This window comes from Parabacteroides sp. AF19-14, from assembly GCF_003635485.1.
Taxonomy (GTDB): domain Bacteria; phylum Bacteroidota; class Bacteroidia; order Bacteroidales; family Tannerellaceae; genus Parabacteroides; species Parabacteroides distasonis.
In genome coordinates, this window is sequence record NZ_QTMJ01000014.1 from 100,317 (window position 1) to 117,926 (window position 17,610).

At 48.0% G+C, this 17,610-nt stretch carries 23 protein-coding genes and 1 pseudogene; 11 read left to right on the plus strand and 13 right to left on the minus strand.

Annotated features, from left to right (window positions below; translation table 11 throughout):
- The first annotated feature begins 36 nt into the window (after positions 1 to 36).
- Positions 37 to 855, plus strand: a complete 819-nt coding sequence (locus tag DWX33_RS14630) for a peptidylprolyl isomerase (RefSeq protein WP_122144645.1) — start codon at positions 37 to 39, stop codon at positions 853 to 855.
- Between the two features lie 153 nt (positions 856 to 1,008).
- Here the strand turns inward: DWX33_RS14630 and DWX33_RS14635 are convergent, their stop codons facing one another.
- On the minus strand, positions 1,009 to 1,476 hold the full coding sequence (locus DWX33_RS14635; RefSeq protein ID WP_005855998.1) for a WbuC family cupin fold metalloprotein: 468 nt from the start codon (positions 1,474 to 1,476) through the stop codon (positions 1,009 to 1,011).
- A gap of 120 nt (positions 1,477 to 1,596) precedes the next feature.
- Between DWX33_RS14635 and DWX33_RS14640 the strand changes: the two genes are divergently transcribed.
- The 10 genes from DWX33_RS14640 (at position 1,597) to DWX33_RS14695 (ending at position 8,413) form a co-directional block, all read left to right on the plus strand.
- The gene (locus tag DWX33_RS14640) at positions 1,597 to 3,054 is read left to right on the plus strand and encodes an MBOAT family protein (RefSeq protein ID WP_122380603.1); all 1,458 of its coding nucleotides are present in this window, start codon (positions 1,597 to 1,599) and stop codon (positions 3,052 to 3,054) included.
- A gap of 5 nt (positions 3,055 to 3,059) precedes the next feature.
- A complete protein-coding gene (locus DWX33_RS14645; RefSeq protein ID WP_122380604.1) occupies positions 3,060 to 3,968 on the plus strand; it encodes a hypothetical protein in 909 nt (302 codons plus the stop codon).
- Between the two features lie 1,020 nt (positions 3,969 to 4,988).
- Positions 4,989 to 5,324 (plus strand): hypothetical protein, encoded by a 336-nt coding sequence (locus DWX33_RS14660; RefSeq protein WP_005809162.1) that lies wholly within the window; start codon positions 4,989 to 4,991, stop codon positions 5,322 to 5,324.
- A 7-nt stretch (positions 5,325 to 5,331) separates the two neighbouring features.
- Positions 5,332 to 5,547 (plus strand): hypothetical protein, encoded by a 216-nt coding sequence (locus DWX33_RS14665; protein ID WP_005809164.1) that lies wholly within the window; start codon positions 5,332 to 5,334, stop codon positions 5,545 to 5,547.
- A gap of 16 nt (positions 5,548 to 5,563) precedes the next feature.
- Positions 5,564 to 5,992 (plus strand): PcfK-like family protein, encoded by a 429-nt coding sequence (locus tag DWX33_RS14670; RefSeq protein WP_005809166.1) that lies wholly within the window; start codon positions 5,564 to 5,566, stop codon positions 5,990 to 5,992.
- A complete protein-coding gene (locus DWX33_RS14675) occupies positions 5,989 to 7,272 on the plus strand; it encodes a PcfJ domain-containing protein (protein WP_036872219.1) in 1,284 nt (427 codons plus the stop codon). The genes DWX33_RS14670 and DWX33_RS14675 overlap by 4 nt, the downstream gene beginning before the upstream one ends.
- Before the next feature lie 24 nt (positions 7,273 to 7,296).
- Positions 7,297 to 7,554, plus strand: a complete 258-nt coding sequence (locus DWX33_RS14680; RefSeq protein WP_005809172.1) for a hypothetical protein — start codon at positions 7,297 to 7,299, stop codon at positions 7,552 to 7,554.
- A 21-nt stretch (positions 7,555 to 7,575) separates the two neighbouring features.
- The gene (locus DWX33_RS14685; protein WP_005809176.1) at positions 7,576 to 7,806 is read left to right on the plus strand and encodes a DUF3873 domain-containing protein; all 231 of its coding nucleotides are present in this window, start codon (positions 7,576 to 7,578) and stop codon (positions 7,804 to 7,806) included.
- Positions 7,746 to 8,051 carry a hypothetical protein gene (locus tag DWX33_RS14690; protein WP_080594362.1) on the plus strand — a complete coding sequence of 102 codons (306 nt, stop codon included), beginning with the start codon at positions 7,746 to 7,748 and terminating at the stop codon, positions 8,049 to 8,051. The genes DWX33_RS14685 and DWX33_RS14690 overlap by 61 nt, the downstream gene beginning before the upstream one ends.
- 53 nt (positions 8,052 to 8,104) lie before the next feature.
- A complete protein-coding gene (locus DWX33_RS14695; RefSeq protein ID WP_008645427.1) occupies positions 8,105 to 8,413 on the plus strand; it encodes a hypothetical protein in 309 nt (102 codons plus the stop codon).
- Between the two features lie 102 nt (positions 8,414 to 8,515).
- On the opposite strand, the gene metK is transcribed toward DWX33_RS14695, so the two are convergent.
- From metK to DWX33_RS14755, 12 genes and pseudogenes are all read right to left on the minus strand, one after another.
- Positions 8,516 to 9,574, minus strand: a complete 1,059-nt coding sequence (metK, locus tag DWX33_RS14700) for a methionine adenosyltransferase (protein WP_005809183.1) — start codon at positions 9,572 to 9,574, stop codon at positions 8,516 to 8,518.
- Positions 9,561 to 10,352, minus strand: coding sequence for a hypothetical protein (locus tag DWX33_RS14705; protein WP_005809185.1), 792 nt, complete (start codon positions 10,350 to 10,352; stop codon positions 9,561 to 9,563). The genes metK and DWX33_RS14705 overlap by 14 nt, the downstream gene beginning before the upstream one ends.
- Before the next feature lie 160 nt (positions 10,353 to 10,512).
- Positions 10,513 to 11,040 carry a glycoside hydrolase family protein gene (locus DWX33_RS14710; RefSeq protein WP_005809187.1) on the minus strand — a complete coding sequence of 176 codons (528 nt, stop codon included), beginning with the start codon at positions 11,038 to 11,040 and terminating at the stop codon, positions 10,513 to 10,515.
- Complete coding sequence (locus tag DWX33_RS14715) at positions 11,037 to 11,543, minus strand: DUF3872 domain-containing protein (RefSeq protein ID WP_005809189.1); 507 nt, start codon at positions 11,541 to 11,543, stop codon at positions 11,037 to 11,039. The genes DWX33_RS14710 and DWX33_RS14715 overlap by 4 nt, the downstream gene beginning before the upstream one ends.
- A gap of 11 nt (positions 11,544 to 11,554) precedes the next feature.
- Complete coding sequence (locus DWX33_RS14720; RefSeq protein WP_005809191.1) at positions 11,555 to 12,445, minus strand: toprim domain-containing protein; 891 nt, start codon at positions 12,443 to 12,445, stop codon at positions 11,555 to 11,557.
- Between the two features lie 8 nt (positions 12,446 to 12,453).
- Positions 12,454 to 13,029 (minus strand): conjugal transfer protein TraO, encoded by a 576-nt coding sequence (locus DWX33_RS14725; protein WP_005809192.1) that lies wholly within the window; start codon positions 13,027 to 13,029, stop codon positions 12,454 to 12,456.
- A 2-nt stretch (positions 13,030 to 13,031) separates the two neighbouring features.
- On the minus strand, positions 13,032 to 14,090 hold the full coding sequence (gene traN / locus DWX33_RS14730; protein ID WP_005809194.1) for a conjugative transposon protein TraN: 1,059 nt from the start codon (positions 14,088 to 14,090) through the stop codon (positions 13,032 to 13,034).
- A 54-nt stretch (positions 14,091 to 14,144) separates the two neighbouring features.
- The gene (gene traM / locus DWX33_RS14735) at positions 14,145 to 15,563 is read right to left on the minus strand and encodes a conjugative transposon protein TraM (RefSeq protein WP_005809196.1); all 1,419 of its coding nucleotides are present in this window, start codon (positions 15,561 to 15,563) and stop codon (positions 14,145 to 14,147) included.
- A complete protein-coding gene (locus DWX33_RS14740) occupies positions 15,544 to 15,852 on the minus strand; it encodes a TraL conjugative transposon family protein (protein WP_005809197.1) in 309 nt (102 codons plus the stop codon). Before DWX33_RS14740 ends, traM begins: the two co-directional genes overlap by 20 nt.
- A 6-nt stretch (positions 15,853 to 15,858) precedes the next feature.
- Complete coding sequence (traK, locus tag DWX33_RS14745) at positions 15,859 to 16,482, minus strand: conjugative transposon protein TraK (protein WP_004308925.1); 624 nt, start codon at positions 16,480 to 16,482, stop codon at positions 15,859 to 15,861.
- 31 nt (positions 16,483 to 16,513) lie between these two features.
- Positions 16,514 to 17,518, minus strand: coding sequence for a conjugative transposon protein TraJ (gene traJ, locus DWX33_RS14750; protein ID WP_005809199.1), 1,005 nt, complete (start codon positions 17,516 to 17,518; stop codon positions 16,514 to 16,516).
- 3 nt (positions 17,519 to 17,521) lie between these two features.
- Positions 17,522 to 17,610 (minus strand): annotated as a pseudogene (locus DWX33_RS14755) (conjugal transfer protein TraI); the annotation flags it as partial.

The window sequence follows — 17,610 nt, forward strand, 5'->3', positions numbered from 1 at the left end:
GCTTTGTAACTACTTAATCCGATAAATAAAACAGGTATGAAACGACAAATTTTCTCGCTGTTCCTGCTCTTGCTCACGTTGGTAGCTTGTGGGGATAAGCCTTTGGACCCGAATAAACCCGTATATGTGAAAATCAAGACGACGATGGGAGACGTCACCGTCCTGCTATACGACGATACGCCTCTTCACCGGGATAACTTCATCAAGCTTTGCCAGTCGAACGAGTATGAGGGTATGCTTTTCCACCGTGTTATCAAGGAGTTTGTCGTGCAAGGTGGTGATCCGGAGAGTAAAGCGCATGAGCCGGGCGTCTTGTATGGGGATGGCGATGGTGGTTATACCGTTCCCGCCGAGATATTACCCAATCATTTTAATAAGAAAGGCGCTTTGATCGATGCGAAAGAGATCGATGCCGTGAATCCGGAACGTGCCTCCGCCGGTACGCAGTTCTGTTTTGTGCAAGGGAAAGTCTTGGACGACAAGGAGCTTGCGGAGAAAGAGGCTCGTATCAATGAGATCCGCCGCAACTGGTTGTACTATAAATTCCGGGATGAGCTGAAAAAGCAAGATCCTTCCTTGGCCGCCGATTCCTTGGAGAATGAGTTACATGCCCGTGCGTCCATCTTGGTGGAAGATACGTTGGCGGTATTAGGCCCGGTAGTGATCCCGGCCGAACGGCGTGAGATTTATAAGACGATCGGTGGCGTTCCGCATCTGGATGGCTCGGTAACGATCTTTGGCGAGGTAGTGGAAGGCTTCGATATCGTAGAGAAGATCTCCGTGGTAAAGACGGATAAGAACGATCGTCCTTTACACGACGTGATGATTAAATCGACGAAGGTTTTCCAGAAATAATAACAATGCCTATTATAAGGAGGTAACGATGCCCATTGTAAGCTCCTTATAATGGGCATCGTAAGGTCTTTACAATGGGCATTGTTAAAACCATCGGATAGCTCTTGTTATACGAGGCTGATCGCTAGCTTGTTATACTAAAAGTATCATCGATCATATTTGGCTCTCGAGCCATTCCAGATACTTCTTTACTCCCTCCGTATCTTCCGCCTCGGGGCTCCAAGGCGCTAGGTTCTCCGGTGCTAGCGGCGCGAACGGCCCTTGCTTTATCTCATAAATAACCGATCCGGATTCCAGTACCAGAAGCCCGTGCCATGTTCCGGCCTTGATCTCCGCTCCATAAGCGCCTTCCTTTGGATTCAGTATCGTTTTCTCCGTGATATTCCCTTCCTCGTCAAACAAGAATACCGCTACCTTTCCACGTAGCAACAAGAATATCTCGTCCTTCGCCGGATTTAAATGCCGGTGCGGACGCAAATACGTACCGGGCTCCATGGCATTCAGTAACCGATTGATCGGATCATCCAATCTCTCATGGAAATTATAGTTCATTCGCAGGCGGGGAGACTGCAAGGCTTTGGCCTGGGTCTCGTCGAGTAATTGTTCGTTGATTATCTTCATCTCTGTATCTTATTGTATTTCTGAGCCACGAATATACGAAATATTTATTGGTCAATGCTTGATATTGCGTATCTTTGCGCCTTGATCATACATATTCTTGAGTCTGAAAATTAAATATTTATGTTATTTAATTCCATAGAGTTCCTTATATTCCTGCCATTGGTTTTCTTTGGTTACTGGTTTGCTTTCAAGTCTTTGCGGTGGCAAAATCTATTTGTGGTAGCTGTTAGTTACCTGTTCTACGGATGGTGGGACTGGCGCTTTTTGCTGCTGATCCTGTTTACGTCGTTATGCAGTTACTTGAGTGGAGTCTATTTGGAGAAATGCGCTGGCAACCGGTCGGTCCAAAAGTGGATAAGTGCCGGTAATATTTTACTGAACCTTTCGATCTTGGGTGTATTTAAGTACTTTGATTTTTTTACCGAGAATTTGGTAAATGTCCTTCACCTATTGGGCTGGGATGCCGATTACGTGACGTTGAATATCTTGCTCCCTGTCGGGATCAGCTTTTATACGTTTCAGGCTTTGAGCTATACGATTGATGTTTACCAAGGTAAAATCAAGGCGACTCATGATATCGTGGCATTCTTCGCTTATATCAGTTTCTTCCCCCAATTAGTGGCGGGCCCGATAGAACGGGCTACTCATTTGTTGCCTCAGTTTCTCCGGCCTCGTAATTTCGATTGTGATCTGGCGTTGGATGGTATACGCCAGATGCTTTGGGGATTTTTCAAGAAAGTGGTGGTTGCCGATAACTGCGCTTTGTTCGTGAACGGTGTGTTTGAGAATTACCAGACGTTGGATGGGAGTACCTTGTTTCTGGGGGCTTTCTTCTTTACGATACAGATTTACGGTGATTTTTCCGGATACTCGGATATAGCGATCGGCTGTGCCCGGTTATTTGGCATAGACCTTATGCAGAACTTTAAGTATCCTTATTTCTCTCGGGATATAGCGGAGTTTTGGCGGCGTTGGCATATATCGTTGACGACTTGGTTCCGGGATTATATCTATATACCGCTAGGGGGGAGCCGGGCAGGGAAATGGAAGAGCTTCCGGAATACCCTTGTTATTTTCTTGGTAAGTGGGTTCTGGCACGGGGCTAACTGGACGTTTGTGGCATGGGGAGCGTATCATGCATTGTTGTTTCTGCCATTGTTATTGTTGGGTCAAAATAGGAGGTATAGAGATTCCGTGGCGGAAAACAGTTTCCTTCCCTCTGTGAAGGAATTGACACAGATGGGAGTTACGTTTCTACTGGTCTTATTGGGATGGATTCTGTTCCGGTCGGAAGATATATCTCAAGCGGCTGTGTACCTCGAGCGGATGTTCAATGCCTCATTATTCTCGGCTCCTCAGCTTGTGGGCTTGGGATTCGGGCAACTCCTGCTGAAGAAATGTTTCTTTTTCACGGCTCTTATGTTCGTCGTGGAATGGATCGGCCGAAAACAGGCGCATGGGTTGATGATAGAGGACCTGAGCCTTCCGGTTCGGTATGTTATCTATACGGTATTGCTGATTATCATCTATGGTTTCGACGCCAGTAATCCACAAGGTTTCATTTATTTTCAATTCTGATAAGTATGAGAAGGTTCTTTATTGCTATATTCTGGTATTTAGGGGTGGTAGGATGTTTAGGGTTGCTTAGTTGCCTGCTGATCCGCTCTTATTTTCATATAAGCGTACCCAGCCTCAAGAGTGATCCGGAAGTAGAGGTATTGATTTTGGGAGATTCCCATCCTTTACATTCGATATCCGCCGATATGCTGGGGAAATCGAGGAATGACGCTAAATCCAGTGAGAATTATTTCAATACCTATATCGATTTATGCTTGAAAGCGCCTTACCTTCCCCATTTGAAAACCGTGATATTGGGGTTTGGTTATCATACGTTTACCGTGGCCGATGATTCCTATCAAGATGAGTTTCCTGCCTATATGTCTATTTATCCCCATCTGAAGGAGCGGGAGGATTTGCGACCTTTGGTACAGGAGGCTGTTTCGCCGGTAACCCGTAAGGAGGTCATGTATTCGTATGAGTTTGGCGTTCCGTTCAAGAATTGCGTAGCTGAGATTAAAAGGAATGTGATTGAGCGTATTTTCACGGGGGCGACCGGGGGAACACTAGACGTTATTATCGATCGTCATTACTATGATGATAAGGGTGCTTATTTATTGCCATCCTCATTTCAACAAGAGATGTTGGGGCGAATCGTAGAGGAATGTAAGAAGCGGGATCTGTCTCTTATTTTGTACAATGCCCCTGTTTCCACGGAATATATGGAACGGGTTCCTTCGAGTTATCGAGAATTGACGGATTCTTTGGCTCGGGAATACGTGGATGATAAAACGGTCTTTTATTTGAATTATACGGCTGTACCGTTACCTGATTCTTGCTATAGGGACGCTGATCATTTGAATGAAATCGGTATCCATAGATTTACCCCGTTGTTAAAAGATACCTTGACTTGTTTGGGGGTAATTTCGGAATAGTTTTCGTATATTTGTACTATGAAGTTACGAAAATAGTGTATTTTATTGGAAATGAGCATATGTTAATCGCTCATGATAGTAATAGGTTACGATTTAGTTAGTTATCTGCTGCATTATTCTTCTGCGCGTTGCGTAACCTTCAAAGAACTCTTCGTATGCAAAAGTAACAATAAAACGGGAGATTTTGATATGAATCTCCCTGATTTTTTTCTATCTCATACAAGTTTTTCCGTAAAAGCGGCTTTATTCGTCGGCACACCATCGCCCAAAAGGATTTTGAACGAACGTGTGCCGACTACTGCATAAGCGGAGAAAAGAGCTTTGCCTCACGCCTAAACGACAGTTTAGACTGATGAGGCAAGGCCCATTTCTTTTGTGCTTATGCCGAAGAGGTGCTTTTACGGTTTTTCAGATGATTTTTCTTTTTCGCTGTTCTTTTGAGCCGGAAGCGGAAAGCCGTGTATGACCGTTTGCCCATAAATGGAACAAGCCGTCACCCACAGCTGGCAAACCGGGAAGAATGATTTTATCTGCCCGCCCCGACACGTCCGGCCAGACAGATAAAACCATACTTCCTTGCAGGTGGTTTGCCCGGTTTCACGCTACCGACTATGTCCTTTTTTGGGGGGACTTCCTTTTTTCACGGATTTCTCTTTTGAAGTTTTCTGTCTAATCTGCCTCTACTTCCGTTTACCTCCATTTTCGCGCCTTTCAGTGAGTCGCATCAGGCAGTCATTTCCGTTCTGGGCGCAAAGGTAACTCCGGGATTTGACGGGAAAGCAAGGTCAAGCCTCCTGTTTTCGGGAAAAATCTCCAGCCCTTCGGGTAGTATTTTTCCCGAAAAAACTTGCATTCCCTAATCCCTACCTTTTTAAGCACCCGAAACGAAAACGACCGATGCGACAGAAAGACGCATAAAAAAAATGTCGGATAAACGAGAGGCAGATAAGATAGTTTGAAACTCAACTCCCTCAGCTCTTGAATCCGCATTAAAAACAAAAAATCAAAAACAGAACGGATATGGGAACAACAATGGCAACAAAATTCGTGGCTTGGGAAGTGCCAACATTGGAAGCACTAAAAGGCAGTAAGGTTTACATTCTTCGTGAGAAACTGAACAACGGAGGACAGATGAACCGAGAGGAAAAGGATTGGCTTACACGCAACGTGAACAGCAACACCTATTTCAAGAGCGCAATACTCCTGCAAGGCTGGAGGTTTGACTTCTCCGATGTACTCCGCACGTTTATCGTGTGCCAATACGGACATTGGACGGAATACAAGGCAACAGACAAGACCGGACTTCGCAGATACCTATACGGCAGGATAGACAACATTGTAGAACTTGAAAAATAGCGAGGATATGACAGCAACGGCAGACTTCAAACAAGTGGCGCAATACATAGGGCTTGCGATATGCACCCTAATCATGCGCATCGTCCTTTGGGTATCCGGCATCCTTTGGGGCATCGTCAGAGAGATAGTAAACGGAGTGTTCCGAGTGGCGATAGGCATAATCGTGGCTATCCTCTCCACAATCGCCTTATTCGGCTTCATCCTTTGGTTATTCACCCTTTAATCTTACCGACAGCGATATGAAAACGACAGACCATTTCAAGAGAACGATACAGATGTATTTGGAGCAACGTGCAGCGGAAGATGCGCTCTTTGCGAAGAACTACCGCAACCCTGCCAAGAACATAGATGACTGCGTGACCTACATTCTGAACTATGTGCAGAAAAGCGGTTGCAACGGCTTCACGGACGGGGAGATATACGGACAAGCCGTACACTACTATGACGAGAACGAGATAGAGGTGGGCAAGCCTATCCAGTGTCAGATAGCCGTGAACCACGTGGTGGAACTCACCACAGAGGAAAAGGCGGAGGCACGTCAGAAGGCTCTCCGACAATATCAAGAGGAGGAAGTCCGCAAGTTGCAGAACCGCAACAAGCCGAGAACCGCCACCAAAGCGACCACCCAAGAAGTACAACAACCCTCATTATTTGATTTAGGCTTATGAAACCGAGAACACAGATACAGCAGGAAGTCGCACGGCTGAGCAAGCGACTACCGAGATTGACCGCCACGCAAAAGGCATACGCTTTCCGCCATTGCTTCAAGCATTACGCAATCAAGAGAGCGGACGGCACGAACATCTGCACTGAGTGCGGACATTCGTGGAAGAGCGACCACGACCTTGCGGACACCCTTTGCGGATGTACCTGCCCCCATTGCGGTATGTCATTGGAAGCGTTGCGCACCCGAAAGAGCGTTTTCAGCGAAAACGAATACTTCTCCATCGTCACCACCAGCAAGCAATACCAAGTGATACGCTTCTTCTTCGTCAAGTCCCGATACAAGGCAGGGCAGGCAGCCGAGTATTCCATTTATGAAGTGGTGCAGAGGTGGATTTCGCCCGATGGAAAGACAACGACCGTTGCCCGACTGCGTGGAATGTCAATGTTGTATTATGACCAATGGTCTGAATACAGCGACATGGAGGTACGCAAGAACAACAGGCTTCACGCATACGATATAGCACCTATGTGTACCTATCCCCGACAGCGTTTCATCCCCGAACTGAAACGCAACGGCTTCAATGGGGACTATCACAACACACTGCCGTATGACCTTTTCACGGCTATCCTTTCCGACAGCCGAGCCGAAACACTCTTGAAAGCAGGGCAATATGCCATGTTGCGGCATTATATCCGTAGTTCCTTTGATATGGGACGGTATTGGGCATCCGTCAAGATTTGCATCCGCAACGGTTACACCATTTCGGACGGCTCCGTATGGTGCGACACCATTGACCTCCTGCGTCATTTTGGCAAGGACACGAACAGCCCGAAATACGTCTGCCCTGCCGACCTCAAAGCGGAACACGATAAGTTGGTGAGAAAACGCAACCTGCAAAGGGAGCGTGAGCGGACGGAACAGCAACGGCAAAAGGCGATTGAAGACGAGAAGAACTATCTGAAAGCCAAAGGCATCTTCTTCGGACTTGTGTTCTCTGACAGCCTTATCTGCATCAAGGTCATAGAGAGCGTTGAGGAAATGGTAGAGGAAGGACGGATGATGCACCATTGTGTGGGCGGTTATCATAACAAGGCAAACTCCCTTATCCTATCCGCCACCATTGACGGCAAACGGATTGAAACGATAGAAGTGTCACTGAAAACGCTGAAAGTGGTACAGAGCAGAGGGGTATGCAATTCCAATACCGAGTACCATGACCGCATCATCCGGCTTGTGGAGGACAATACCGAACTTATCCGTCAGCGGATGAACGCAGCATAACATTAACCTATAATACAGAACAATATGGAAGTAAGATTTGAAAGTATGGTTTGCTTGTGGGACGATAAAATTCCCACGATGTTCCTTGAGTTTATGAACCTCCTCACTTTTTGTCAAAGTGAGGAGCAGTTAAGGGCAAGTGTCAAGGACTTTGCCGAGAAGCACGAACTTGACAAGTTCTTCCTTTACGGCTTCGGCTCACACCATTTCTACATGCACCAACGCTACACAAGCAATCCCGAAATGGTGATGCAGAACAGAGTTTTGTCAGTACATTTCTAACCATCTAAAAAAACAACGATTATGAGTACACGGATGACCATCAACGGAGTAAGCACCTGCACGAAAGCAGGGACAGAGAAATACGAGAAGTTCCAAACAGGCATCGGCAGACGCAAGCGGACACTTGTGCAATACGACTACCGCCACACGGACGGGGAATTGTTCTCTTGTGTGAAACCCACGTTGGACGAGTGCCGAGCCACACGGGACAAGTGGCTGACGGCAAAAAGAGGAAAGGAGGACAAGCAATGAACGAAGCAGGCTACCAAACGCTGATAGTCAAGTTCGGCAAGCCTATCACGGAATTGGACGGCATCTTTGACGATGCCGAAGCGTGGGGAGTGGAAACCCTTAAAGGGTGGATAGAGGACTATGAGAGCAGTCGGTTTACCGCCATTGACAGCCACACGGCAGTCATAACGAGCGAGTACAATATGGAGTGTGTGAAAACATGGTTGGAACGGAACACACCAATAGCCGAGAAAACAGAATTTTGAGCGTTTAGGCGGTGTCCGCACCGCCCGAACATAACACCCAAAGAAGAATGAATATGATAGCAAAGACGATTTTGGAGCAGATAGGTGGCAGACGCTTTGCCGCCATGACGGGAAGCAAAGACTTCATAGACATGGGCAACGGCTTACGCATGAGCCTTGCGAGGAACAAGACGAGTGCCAACCGCCTTGACATCATCTATGATGCAGGGGCAGACCTCTACAATATGCGCTTCTACCGCAGGACGTTCAGTAAAAAGACATTCGAGTGTAAGACGAAGGACATTGAAACGCACGAGGGGATATATTGCGATATGCTGGAGGAAATGTTCACGATGGTGACGGGGCTTTACACCCGTTTTTGAGAGGTGGGCGGCGAAAGCCGCCCTACTTTCTTTCAGTGAGCATGATGGCGGACAAAGAAAGTAGCAAAGAAACCTCTGTGCCAATCTTCGATAAAACCAGTCTTATAAAGATATGATTTGTTCCCAATTGTAATTAGGATTAGAGAAATGTCCGTATATAGAAGTTGGTTGATATATAGGATTCTTTAATTTTAACAACTCAATTATTGCATTAGGTCTAAAATCGAATTTTGATAGAATAAATTGTTTCAATTTTGTAGAATTGGATTCTTTGTCTGTGGAAACATTTAGCATGGTAGGCTGTTCTTCTCCAAACAAATAAGCCACTGCTATTTTGCATTCTTTTTCTAATCCGTTTGCGACTATGTTTTTTGCAACAAATCGAGCCATGTAAGCAGCACTTCTATCTATTTTGCTCGGATCCTTTCCAGAAAAAGCACCTCCGCCATGTGTTACCAAACCGCCATAAGTGTCTATCATTATTTTACGACCAGTTAATCCTGTATCGTTAACAAACCCACCTTTATAAAATTTTGATTTCCTATTTATCTGAATATCTACATTTATACAATCAATCAGTTGAGTTAAAACCTTCTGTTTTATTTCATTTTCAATGAAATCTGGATGAATATTCTCCTTATGCTGTACATTGATTATCAATTGTTCAAGATTATTTTCGCTAATTGTGACTTGTACTTTCCCATCAGGGAGGAGATAATCTACGCTCTTTCTATACGTATCAATCTCTTTGGCTATTAAATTAGATAAATATACACCATACGGAAGATAATTATATTGATTGTTTATAGCATAACCATACACAATACCTTGGTCGCCAGCTCCACCGTTCATAACAGCATCATTTAGTTGTCTTGATTGTGAAGTCAAAAAGTTCAGTATGTTTAATTTTTCACAATAGCCTATGGATTGATATACATCATTGACAATTTTCTCAATATCAACCCTTTTATTTTGAGTACTAATTTCTCCAGCAACAATTAAATTATTACCACTTCCCAAGCATTCTATTGCTGTATGGGCATTACAATCTTGCATCAAGAAAGCATCCAAAAGAGCATCACTTATTTGGTCGCATATTTTATCGGGATGTCCTTGTAATACACTTTCTGTTGTATATTTGTCTAAATTATCGAATATCATAATTCTGTTTTATACAGCTCCATTCTTCTGTTAATTTATTGTTTAGTTTTTTGTACACAGAATTACTATTCGGAGATTTATTATATGCCAATGTCGTTTCATATTCAAGTACCATATATATAGCATCCTGAATAGTTTTATTTTTAGTTGATTTAGGTGTGCTAAAAATTTGTTTGAATTTATCACACAAATTCTTTAATCTAAAAAAGAATGCTATGTGGTATATCAGTTCTATTAAGAACAATGACGATAAAAATAGTTGCAAGAATGGTATGGCAACGACGTTATCTTTTATTCCGTAGTATGCAAATATCAAAAGCAAACCAAATAGTATTGTGTTCTTTATTGCCATTTTAGGCAACATCACTTTAATGATATTATATGTAAAAAAACAATTCTCATAACAATTAACCAACATTTTATATGGTCCTTTCTCAATAGAATCATTATCGTAATAATTCAAAACTGGCTTTTCCAGCAATTTCGTGCCTAATGAATTGTCGATAAATCCTTTCCGTCTTTCATTAGCAGCCATAGGTTGCATTATAATTTCTACGATTATATATAATATACCATACCCTATAATAGAAATATAATTCAAAACATTAAACAAATTAGCAATCCATTTTATAGAATCTAATGAATGGCTTATACAATTTATTTGGAACGTTTGGAGTAATATTGAACATATGAATGTACTCCAGAGGAATCCATTTTCGATATTGCGCCAAAAAGCAATCGTCTTGTAGCTTATCTCATACGGTAATTGTCTATCCATATCCTTTATTTTTTGCAAAGTTACATGAAAAAAGCGAAACTACTTGAATGAGTCACTTGTAAAATCAAGTACTGACCATCAATTAAAATATTGATATAACATAAACTCCGATAAAGCATCCCCAACTTCATCGGAGTTTATGTTGTCGGACACTTACTTTTTATGGTACATACAGTAGCGCAAACTCCGCCTTTCTCCGTTTGAGCAGCATGGCATGACGTTTACCCTTGTAGTTGCAGAAAGCGATATACTCCCGATAGATGTTCCTATCGCCTGCCTCCAACTTTCGGATCAGCGTGCTTTTGGGTATCTTTCCGCTTCCCAACAGACGGTACGGACCGACATTGTAGGCGAGCGTGGCAAGCAAGAGCGAATCCTTCCCGAACTGCCGGAACATCGCGCAGAACTTCCGCAGGTCTTTCCGCAGAAGCGCGTCCGCCTGCCGCTTCGTCATGGTGCGTGCCGAATACCTTTCGCCCGGCTGCAACCGATGTCCATATCCTACATACGGGTGATGTTTTTCCGAATGCCAGCCCTCAAAATACTTCGTGCATCGTACTGCCCTCTCGAATGGTGGCAGCCGGTAGATAGCCGCCTGCCCGTCCGTTCCCTCATGGCGGCTGTCCCGTGCGGACACGGAACAGACCGTCAGAAGCGAACAGAGGATAGCCATGAATACACGCATCATCGTGTAAGGGGCTTGAAGTTCCCGATGGGGACAACAGTGATAACCCCGTCATCCTTCACGTTTCGGTTGTTGAAGTCAAATTCCAACTCATAGGAGTTGCCGAAATTGTCCTCCACTACCACGATGAAGTTGTGCGCCTCCTCACCATCCGCCGTGTAGTACAGCCGGAACTTCTCGTTTTCGAGCAGGTAGCGGTCATTGGGCAGGAACGTGATACCGTTGTCCATTTTCAGCGTTCCTTCTCCCTCGAACTGGAAATACCGGATAGTATAGAGGGTATTGGCGAAGTCGCCCGTCTTTTTCAGCTCACAGCGTATTTCAACCGTCTGTCCCTTCGTCACTTTGTTCGGCACAGGCATAGTTTCCACCGTGAAAGGATAGGATTGCTGGATGTCCATATCGTCGTCACACGAAATAAGCGTGAGCGACACGGCGGCGAACAGGCAGAGTGCCAACGCCTTGAAGATTGATATTCTCTTGTTCTTGTTGTTCAGTATGTTCATTGTCTTTTGATTTATAAGTTATTGTTCATTTCTTTTTTCGTTGTCAGTTGCAGATACTCGTTCAAGTCCTTGCAACCGTCATAGAGGGCGGAACGGTCACAGACACGTTCCCCATAGTGTCCTTTCAGCATTTCCAACGTCCGCCGTCCGGCTTCGTCACGGTCGAGGTAACAGTCTATGCGCCCGTAACCGTCCAGATACCTCATAGCCTTTTCCACATTGGCGACGGAGTTCAGCACAAGGCAGTCGCCCGTTTCCAATCCGAGCGTGACGGCGGAAAGAAAGTCCATGAAGCCCTCGAACACGCTGCACACATCAGCCTGAGAACTTTCCATTTTGACCAGCGACACATCCTTCGGAGGCACGCTGCCTTTGAAAAAACGGCTGCGGATTTCAAAGCCGCCCGCTACGTTCGGAAAACCGACGGCGAAATACCGCTTGCCACGCACTCTATAATTCAGTCGGCAACAATACCGGGATGCAATGCCGTAAGGGATGCCACGTTCCGCCAGATAGTCCGTCAGTGGAGAATGAAGCAGTGGGGCGGTTTCCATACCCTCAAAGGCAGGTTCTGACCGTTTAGGCAGGAAAGTCGGTTTACTCACTTCGGGAACAGGCATAGGCATATTGGCGGTTTCCGCTATGAACTTCACTTGTTCCATGAAGTCGTTGCTTCCGATAAACTCCCCGGCAAGCGTGAAGATGTCACCGCCCTTGCCCGTTCCGAAGTCGTACCAAAGCTGTTTTGCCACGTTCACACGGAAAGAGGGCGTGCGCTCATTGCGGTATGGCGCACGATACCACAACTCGTTGCCGCTTCTTCGGACAGGCTCATGTCCTAACCGTGCGAGGAAGTCCGCAAGGGGTATCTGCCTCATGGCGTCGATTTCCGTCCGTTCCATGCAGTGCGTTAGTTAATGATAAACTTGATGCCCACGCCCCACTGCGTATGAAACTTCCTCGTGTCGCCACCCCACAGGCAACGCTCCCGGAGATTGGCAAGCAGAGCAATACGGTCAGCCACGTAAAGCTCCATATCGAGCGTCAGCGCACCACCGTAGATGAAGGCGTCCCGGTCATGGAGCGTGGAGCCGTCATGCAGCACCTTCTCGCCCCAGTTCACTGATTCATATCCGGCAAGAGCCGAAGCCCCTGCATAGACGAACACGATTTTTCGGGCATCGGAAAGTATTTTGAAGTAGTATCCGCCCTCCGCCGTGAACTGCGCCACGGGTATTTTCCCGTCCTTGTAAGGGTTGTTCTTCAACAGGTATTCGCCACCGAACACCCATTTGTTCCCCTTTTTCGTGTAGGTGGAAAGAGCCGCCCCGAAACTGTATCCGCCGTCGTTGCCGCCGGGATTGAAGCCGTCCGCCATATTCGCCCTGACCTCGATGCCCTGCATCTTCGGCAGGCATCGCTGGGCGTGCGCTTGCCCCGTACACAGGGCAAGCGACGCGATGATTATTGCGATGTACTTTCTCATGGTCAGCGCACTTGAAGTTCGTTGATGGTATTGGCACGTACCAAGTCCTCGTTTTCAATCACGAAAGACTGGTGGCGACCTCCGTTCTTCTCGTTGAGTTCCACCACGATGCATTTGTCATCGGGGATGGTGAACTTCGCCATCGTGAATACCGTGCGCTCGCTCTTCTTGCCCGGCACGAGCGTGGCGTAATTCTGCGCACGGAGCGGCAAGATGATCTGCTCCTGCACGGCGGTACGCTTCGCCACCTTCTTGTCCACGATTTTCCATGTGACGTAGTCCACATCGAAAGGCACGTTGCTCTGGTTCTTTATCTCCGTATGGAAATAGAGCAAACCGTTATGCGTGTAGATACCTTTAAGCAGGTACTGGATGCCGAATCGCTTGCAGCCGATGTGCTTCACCTCGCGCTTGTTCTGCTTGTGGATGGACTTCATGATAAGGCGCACCAGCATCGGGCTTTCGCTACCCAGTTCCTTCAGATAGATTTCCTGCGCGTTGTTCGGGCGGTTTACCTTCTCGCCGTCATGGATGAAGTCGCACATCTCCACGTTGAGCAGCAGCGGTTCGGCTGCATATTTCACGTTGAAGGTATAGAAACTACCGTCCTCCGTTATAACGGACATATTGGTTTCGTTCGGGAAGTTCCTCACGGTAGCTTTCACGCGGATGACGTTCTCCGCTCCGTCGGCTTTGCCCGCAATCAGGTCGGGCGAGCCTAAATCGACATAACGCACTTCCGAGGGGAAAATGACGTGGACGGTCTTGTCGTAGGTCACTTCCAAACCGTGCGGGGGAACCATGCGGTCGAAGGTCAGCTTCTTTGTCAGCCCGTGATACAGGTCGCCGTCCGCCTCCTTCTGCGGATAGACCTCCTTTGTCAAGGTCGGTTGTTGGCTTTGCCTTCCTCCTCCTTGCAAGGCATAGTCAAGCGAGCTTGCCTCTGCTCTCGCTTCGTTCGTCGGTTCACTTCCATTGTCCGTTCCAACGGTTACGTTCTCCTGCGCGTTGGCAGTTACGATGCCCATAGCGAGGGCAAACATGATGATTACTTTTCTCATTACTTTGGATTTTAGTGGTAAATAAAAATTGGATTGTTGTTGCTTTTTCTGTTTTCAATTTCTGTCCTGATAGAGCATGACCTTGTACCCGGCTTTCAGATGCACTTTGACGGTACGCATCTTCTTGGCGATATACTGGCTCGTGCCTTGTATCAGCCCCTTGCCCAAGTCGGAGGCGAGCTGTGCCCCTGCGTTGGTGGATATATTGATGCTGCTGCCCAGCGATCCGCCCATGTTGGCGGCAACCTCCCTAACGGCATTCATTTCCATAGAGTTCGGAATGAAGATACCGGGCTGCCCGTCCGTGTCATACACCTCCAGCTCTACCGGGATAATCGTACCAGCATATTCCAGCGACGTGATTTCAATATCAAGCCGTTCGCCCTGAATCTTTGCCGTGCCTACCACCACCGCATTACGGGGGATGATTTTGTCCGCTACCGCCATCGGCTCCAACAGACGGAGCTTGACAGCCTGCCCGTCCGTCACACTCTGCGCCCCATAAACGCACGCCGATATGGTGTTTTTGTCCGATACGGTCGTGACGCCCACCGCCGTATTGAAACTGCGGTTACGCTCTTGCGAGAAGGAGGCGACAAACTCGGCGTTGCTCATCGGCTGTGAGAGCGAGGATACAACCTGATGCGCCACCAGCCTGACAGGTGCAGCCGTGTTCTTTCCGGTTTTCTGCACGGGGCAAGGCTCTGCCGCCTGTCCGACAGGTGGCTGTGTGCCGTTCTGTCCGCCCATGTACTTTGCCGCCAGTTCATAGGACTTCTCCATGAGTGCCACTTGGTCATCCATAGCGGACACCTTGCCTTTCTCGCTTTCCAATTCCGATTCCAGCGAGGCGATACGCTCCAACAGTTCATCCATTTCCGCATTGTCGTTCTTCGGTTGCTCATAGAAGTTGCCGAGCGTGGCATTGAGGTCGCGGTAGGCGGCTGCGGAGGATTGGATGGTCTTCGGTGCGGACTTCACGTTCTCTTCCGTTCCTCCGGGATTGGCAAGGTCGAAGTCCCTGCCGCTGTCCGTTTCCGCCACCTCGCGGTCGAACATATCGCCCAGTTCCTGCATGGCGCGGCTGCGGTTCTCCTGCCGTTCCTCCATCGCCCCCTGTTCGTATGCTTTCGCCTTGTCGCCGATAATCTGACGGTTCGCCTTGTCTGCGTCGGGCATTTCGATGTTGTAACCTCCCGTCCCCGGTTGCTGCTCCTTGTCGGAAGATGGGGCGAATATCAGCCACATCGCCCCGATGAATACCAGCACCATAGCGGGCAGCACTATCATTTTCTGACGTTTCAGCCTTTGGGCTTCGGTCAGCGGCTTGCGCTCCTTGGCTTTGCCTTCCTCCTTCGCGCCTTGGCCATTCAAGCAGGCTTGATGGCTCTCGGCTTGGCGTCGGTTCTTCGGTTTCCCGTTGTCGGGAGCCGCCTTGTTCTCGTTTTTAGGTTCATTCTTCGTCTGTTCCATATAAATAAAGTATTACATTATGATTGTTGTCCGGCTTTACGGACAGTTCCACCTGTCCGGCATGGTCTGTTGCTATCCGGCTGCCGTCATTCCTGCCGATGTCATAGACGGCTTTGCCGAAGGTGTAGAGGGCAAGCACCGCGAAAGCGGCGAGCATCGCCAGCACGATGCGTTTGCGTGTCTTCGGGGGCAAACCGTCCAGATAGCCTTTGAGCCTTGCCACCAGCATTTTCTTTTTGTCGTGGATCCTCCAGTACGCACGCCAAAATGATTTTCTGATTTTCTTCATATCCGTTTACCTTTTGATGGTTTGTAAATCCTTGTTCTCGATGATGGTGAATCCCTCGATGGTGAAACCGTTGGGATTGTCGTCCGAACGGGACGAGTTCAAGAGGCGGCACGTGGTCACGAGGCTGCGCTCGGTGACGTTGCTTTGCCGGATGATCTTCTGTGTGGCGTAGGTCACGGCACGGTAGGGATAGCCGTTGAAGTCGCATACCACGCTGTCCACCTTCAGCACCTGATTGATGTTTCCGGCGATGATGCGGTTGTAGTATCCCTTCTCGGCGAAGTCCGAATAGTAGTTGTACACGCTTTTGTCTGCCAGCAGCAGGGCGCGTTTCACGTTATGCTCTATCGCGCTCTTTTCGGGTGAGAGTGTGAAGAAAAGCTCGTGGAAGCGGCGCACGTGTTCCCTTGCCTCCGCCGGACGATTCTGCGACAAGTCCTGCGAGAGAGCCAGCATCAGCGACTTGCCGTTGTCCAGCACGTAAATCTTTTCCCGTTGCCGTTCCGCAAAGCGGTAGGAACTCCACACGCTCCATACCGTTATCACGGCGCACAGCGAGAGGAAGACGATACCGAACAGGCGTATCTGCCTGAACGATGATTCGATGTTTTTAAGTGACTTAAATTCCATTGTTGTTTATTCGTTTTTAATTGTCAGTTGATTATTTCAGCAGTTTCCCGGCACGTCCGACCACGTTTCCTGCGGTTGCACCCGCCACGCTGCCCGCCATGCTTCCGGCTCGTCCTGCCGTCTGGTTCACGTTGCGACCGTAGCTTCCCATGCCTCCGGCTTGGATAATCCAGCCTGCTACCGTGGGGATGGTGAAATAGCCGATGATTCCTATGATCATGAAGACGATATACACACCGTCGCTCGAATCCAGCGAGAAGTTCGGGTCAGCCTGCATGCGCTCGATGTCGCTTTGCAGCATCAGCACCTGAATCTTCGCCAGTATGGTGCTGAACATATCCGACACGGGCAGCCACAGATAAACCTGTATGTAGCGGCATATCCACTGTGTGAGTGTACTTTGAAAGCCGTCCCATACCGATATGGCGAAGGCTATCGGACCGAGTATCGCCAGCACCACGAGAAAAAAGGTGCGGATGGTGTCTATCACGAGGGCGGCGGCTTGGAACATCAGTTCCAGTATCTCGCGGAAGAAATCGCGGATGCCTTTCTTCATGTTGTACATCCCACGTTCGATATACATTCCCGCCATCGTTACCATGTCGCCGGGCGACCAGCCCAGTTCCTCCAGCTGTTTGTCAAACTCCTCGTTTGACACAAGGTAGGCGGTTTCGGGGTTGCGCATCATCGCCTCGTATTCCAGTTTGTCTTTCTGCTCACGGTACTGGTTCATGTCCAGCGTTTCCGCCTCCAGCATCTTTGCCGTGCCCTGCACAACGGGCGACATGATACTGTTTATCGTGCCTAATACCACCGTCGGGAAGAACATGATGCACAAGCCTATCGCAAAGGGGCGGAGCATGGGGAACACGTCTATCGGTTCGGCTCTCGCCAGCGACTGCCACACCCGGTAGGCGACGTAGAACAGCGCACCCAGCCCGGCGATGCCTTTCGCCACGCCCGCCATGTCCCCGCATAGCGGCATCATCTGCTCGTAGAGCGAGCGCAGAATCTGGTGAAGGTTGTCGAAATTCATAGGCTACCAGTATCTTTCGTTCATGTTCCCGTACAGCCCCATGATGCGGTCGAGGTCGTTCTTCTTCTTCGCCCGCAGGTAGCTCACGCTGA

Excerpts from the sequence above, each read along its gene's own strand:
- traJ (WP_005809199.1), bottom strand. The coding sequence starts at position 17,518 with ATGAATTTCGACAACCTTCACCAGATTCTGCGCTCGCTCTACGAGCAG.
- DWX33_RS14635 (WP_005855998.1), bottom strand. The coding sequence starts at position 1,476 with ATGAAGATAATCAACGAACAATTACTCGACGAGACCCAGGCCAAAGCC.
- traN (WP_005809194.1), bottom strand. The coding sequence starts at position 14,090 with ATGAGAAAAGTAATCATCATGTTTGCCCTCGCTATGGGCATCGTAACT.
- DWX33_RS14720 (WP_005809191.1), bottom strand. The coding sequence starts at position 12,445 with ATGGAACGGACGGAAATCGACGCCATGAGGCAGATACCCCTTGCGGAC.
- DWX33_RS14665 (WP_005809164.1), top strand. The coding sequence starts at position 5,332 with ATGACAGCAACGGCAGACTTCAAACAAGTGGCGCAATACATAGGGCTT.
- traM (WP_005809196.1), bottom strand. The coding sequence starts at position 15,563 with ATGGAACAGACGAAGAATGAACCTAAAAACGAGAACAAGGCGGCTCCC.
- DWX33_RS14715 (WP_005809189.1), bottom strand. The coding sequence starts at position 11,543 with ATGAACATACTGAACAACAAGAACAAGAGAATATCAATCTTCAAGGCG.
- DWX33_RS14670 (WP_005809166.1), top strand. The coding sequence starts at position 5,564 with ATGAAAACGACAGACCATTTCAAGAGAACGATACAGATGTATTTGGAG.
- DWX33_RS14685 (WP_005809176.1), top strand. The coding sequence starts at position 7,576 with ATGAGTACACGGATGACCATCAACGGAGTAAGCACCTGCACGAAAGCA.
- DWX33_RS14645 (WP_122380604.1), top strand. The coding sequence starts at position 3,060 with ATGAGAAGGTTCTTTATTGCTATATTCTGGTATTTAGGGGTGGTAGGA.
- DWX33_RS14740 (WP_005809197.1), bottom strand. The coding sequence starts at position 15,852 with ATGAAGAAAATCAGAAAATCATTTTGGCGTGCGTACTGGAGGATCCAC.
- metK (WP_005809183.1), bottom strand. The coding sequence starts at position 9,574 with ATGATATTCGATAATTTAGACAAATATACAACAGAAAGTGTATTACAA.
- DWX33_RS14725 (WP_005809192.1), bottom strand. The coding sequence starts at position 13,029 with ATGAGAAAGTACATCGCAATAATCATCGCGTCGCTTGCCCTGTGTACG.
- DWX33_RS14675 (WP_036872219.1), top strand. The coding sequence starts at position 5,989 with ATGAAACCGAGAACACAGATACAGCAGGAAGTCGCACGGCTGAGCAAG.
- DWX33_RS14680 (WP_005809172.1), top strand. The coding sequence starts at position 7,297 with ATGGAAGTAAGATTTGAAAGTATGGTTTGCTTGTGGGACGATAAAATT.
- DWX33_RS14660 (WP_005809162.1), top strand. The coding sequence starts at position 4,989 with ATGGGAACAACAATGGCAACAAAATTCGTGGCTTGGGAAGTGCCAACA.
- DWX33_RS14630 (WP_122144645.1), top strand. The coding sequence starts at position 37 with ATGAAACGACAAATTTTCTCGCTGTTCCTGCTCTTGCTCACGTTGGTA.
- DWX33_RS14710 (WP_005809187.1), bottom strand. The coding sequence starts at position 11,040 with ATGATGCGTGTATTCATGGCTATCCTCTGTTCGCTTCTGACGGTCTGT.
- DWX33_RS14640 (WP_122380603.1), top strand. The coding sequence starts at position 1,597 with ATGTTATTTAATTCCATAGAGTTCCTTATATTCCTGCCATTGGTTTTC.
- DWX33_RS14705 (WP_005809185.1), bottom strand. The coding sequence starts at position 10,352 with ATGGATAGACAATTACCGTATGAGATAAGCTACAAGACGATTGCTTTT.
- DWX33_RS14695 (WP_008645427.1), top strand. The coding sequence starts at position 8,105 with ATGATAGCAAAGACGATTTTGGAGCAGATAGGTGGCAGACGCTTTGCC.
- traK (WP_004308925.1), bottom strand. The coding sequence starts at position 16,482 with ATGGAATTTAAGTCACTTAAAAACATCGAATCATCGTTCAGGCAGATA.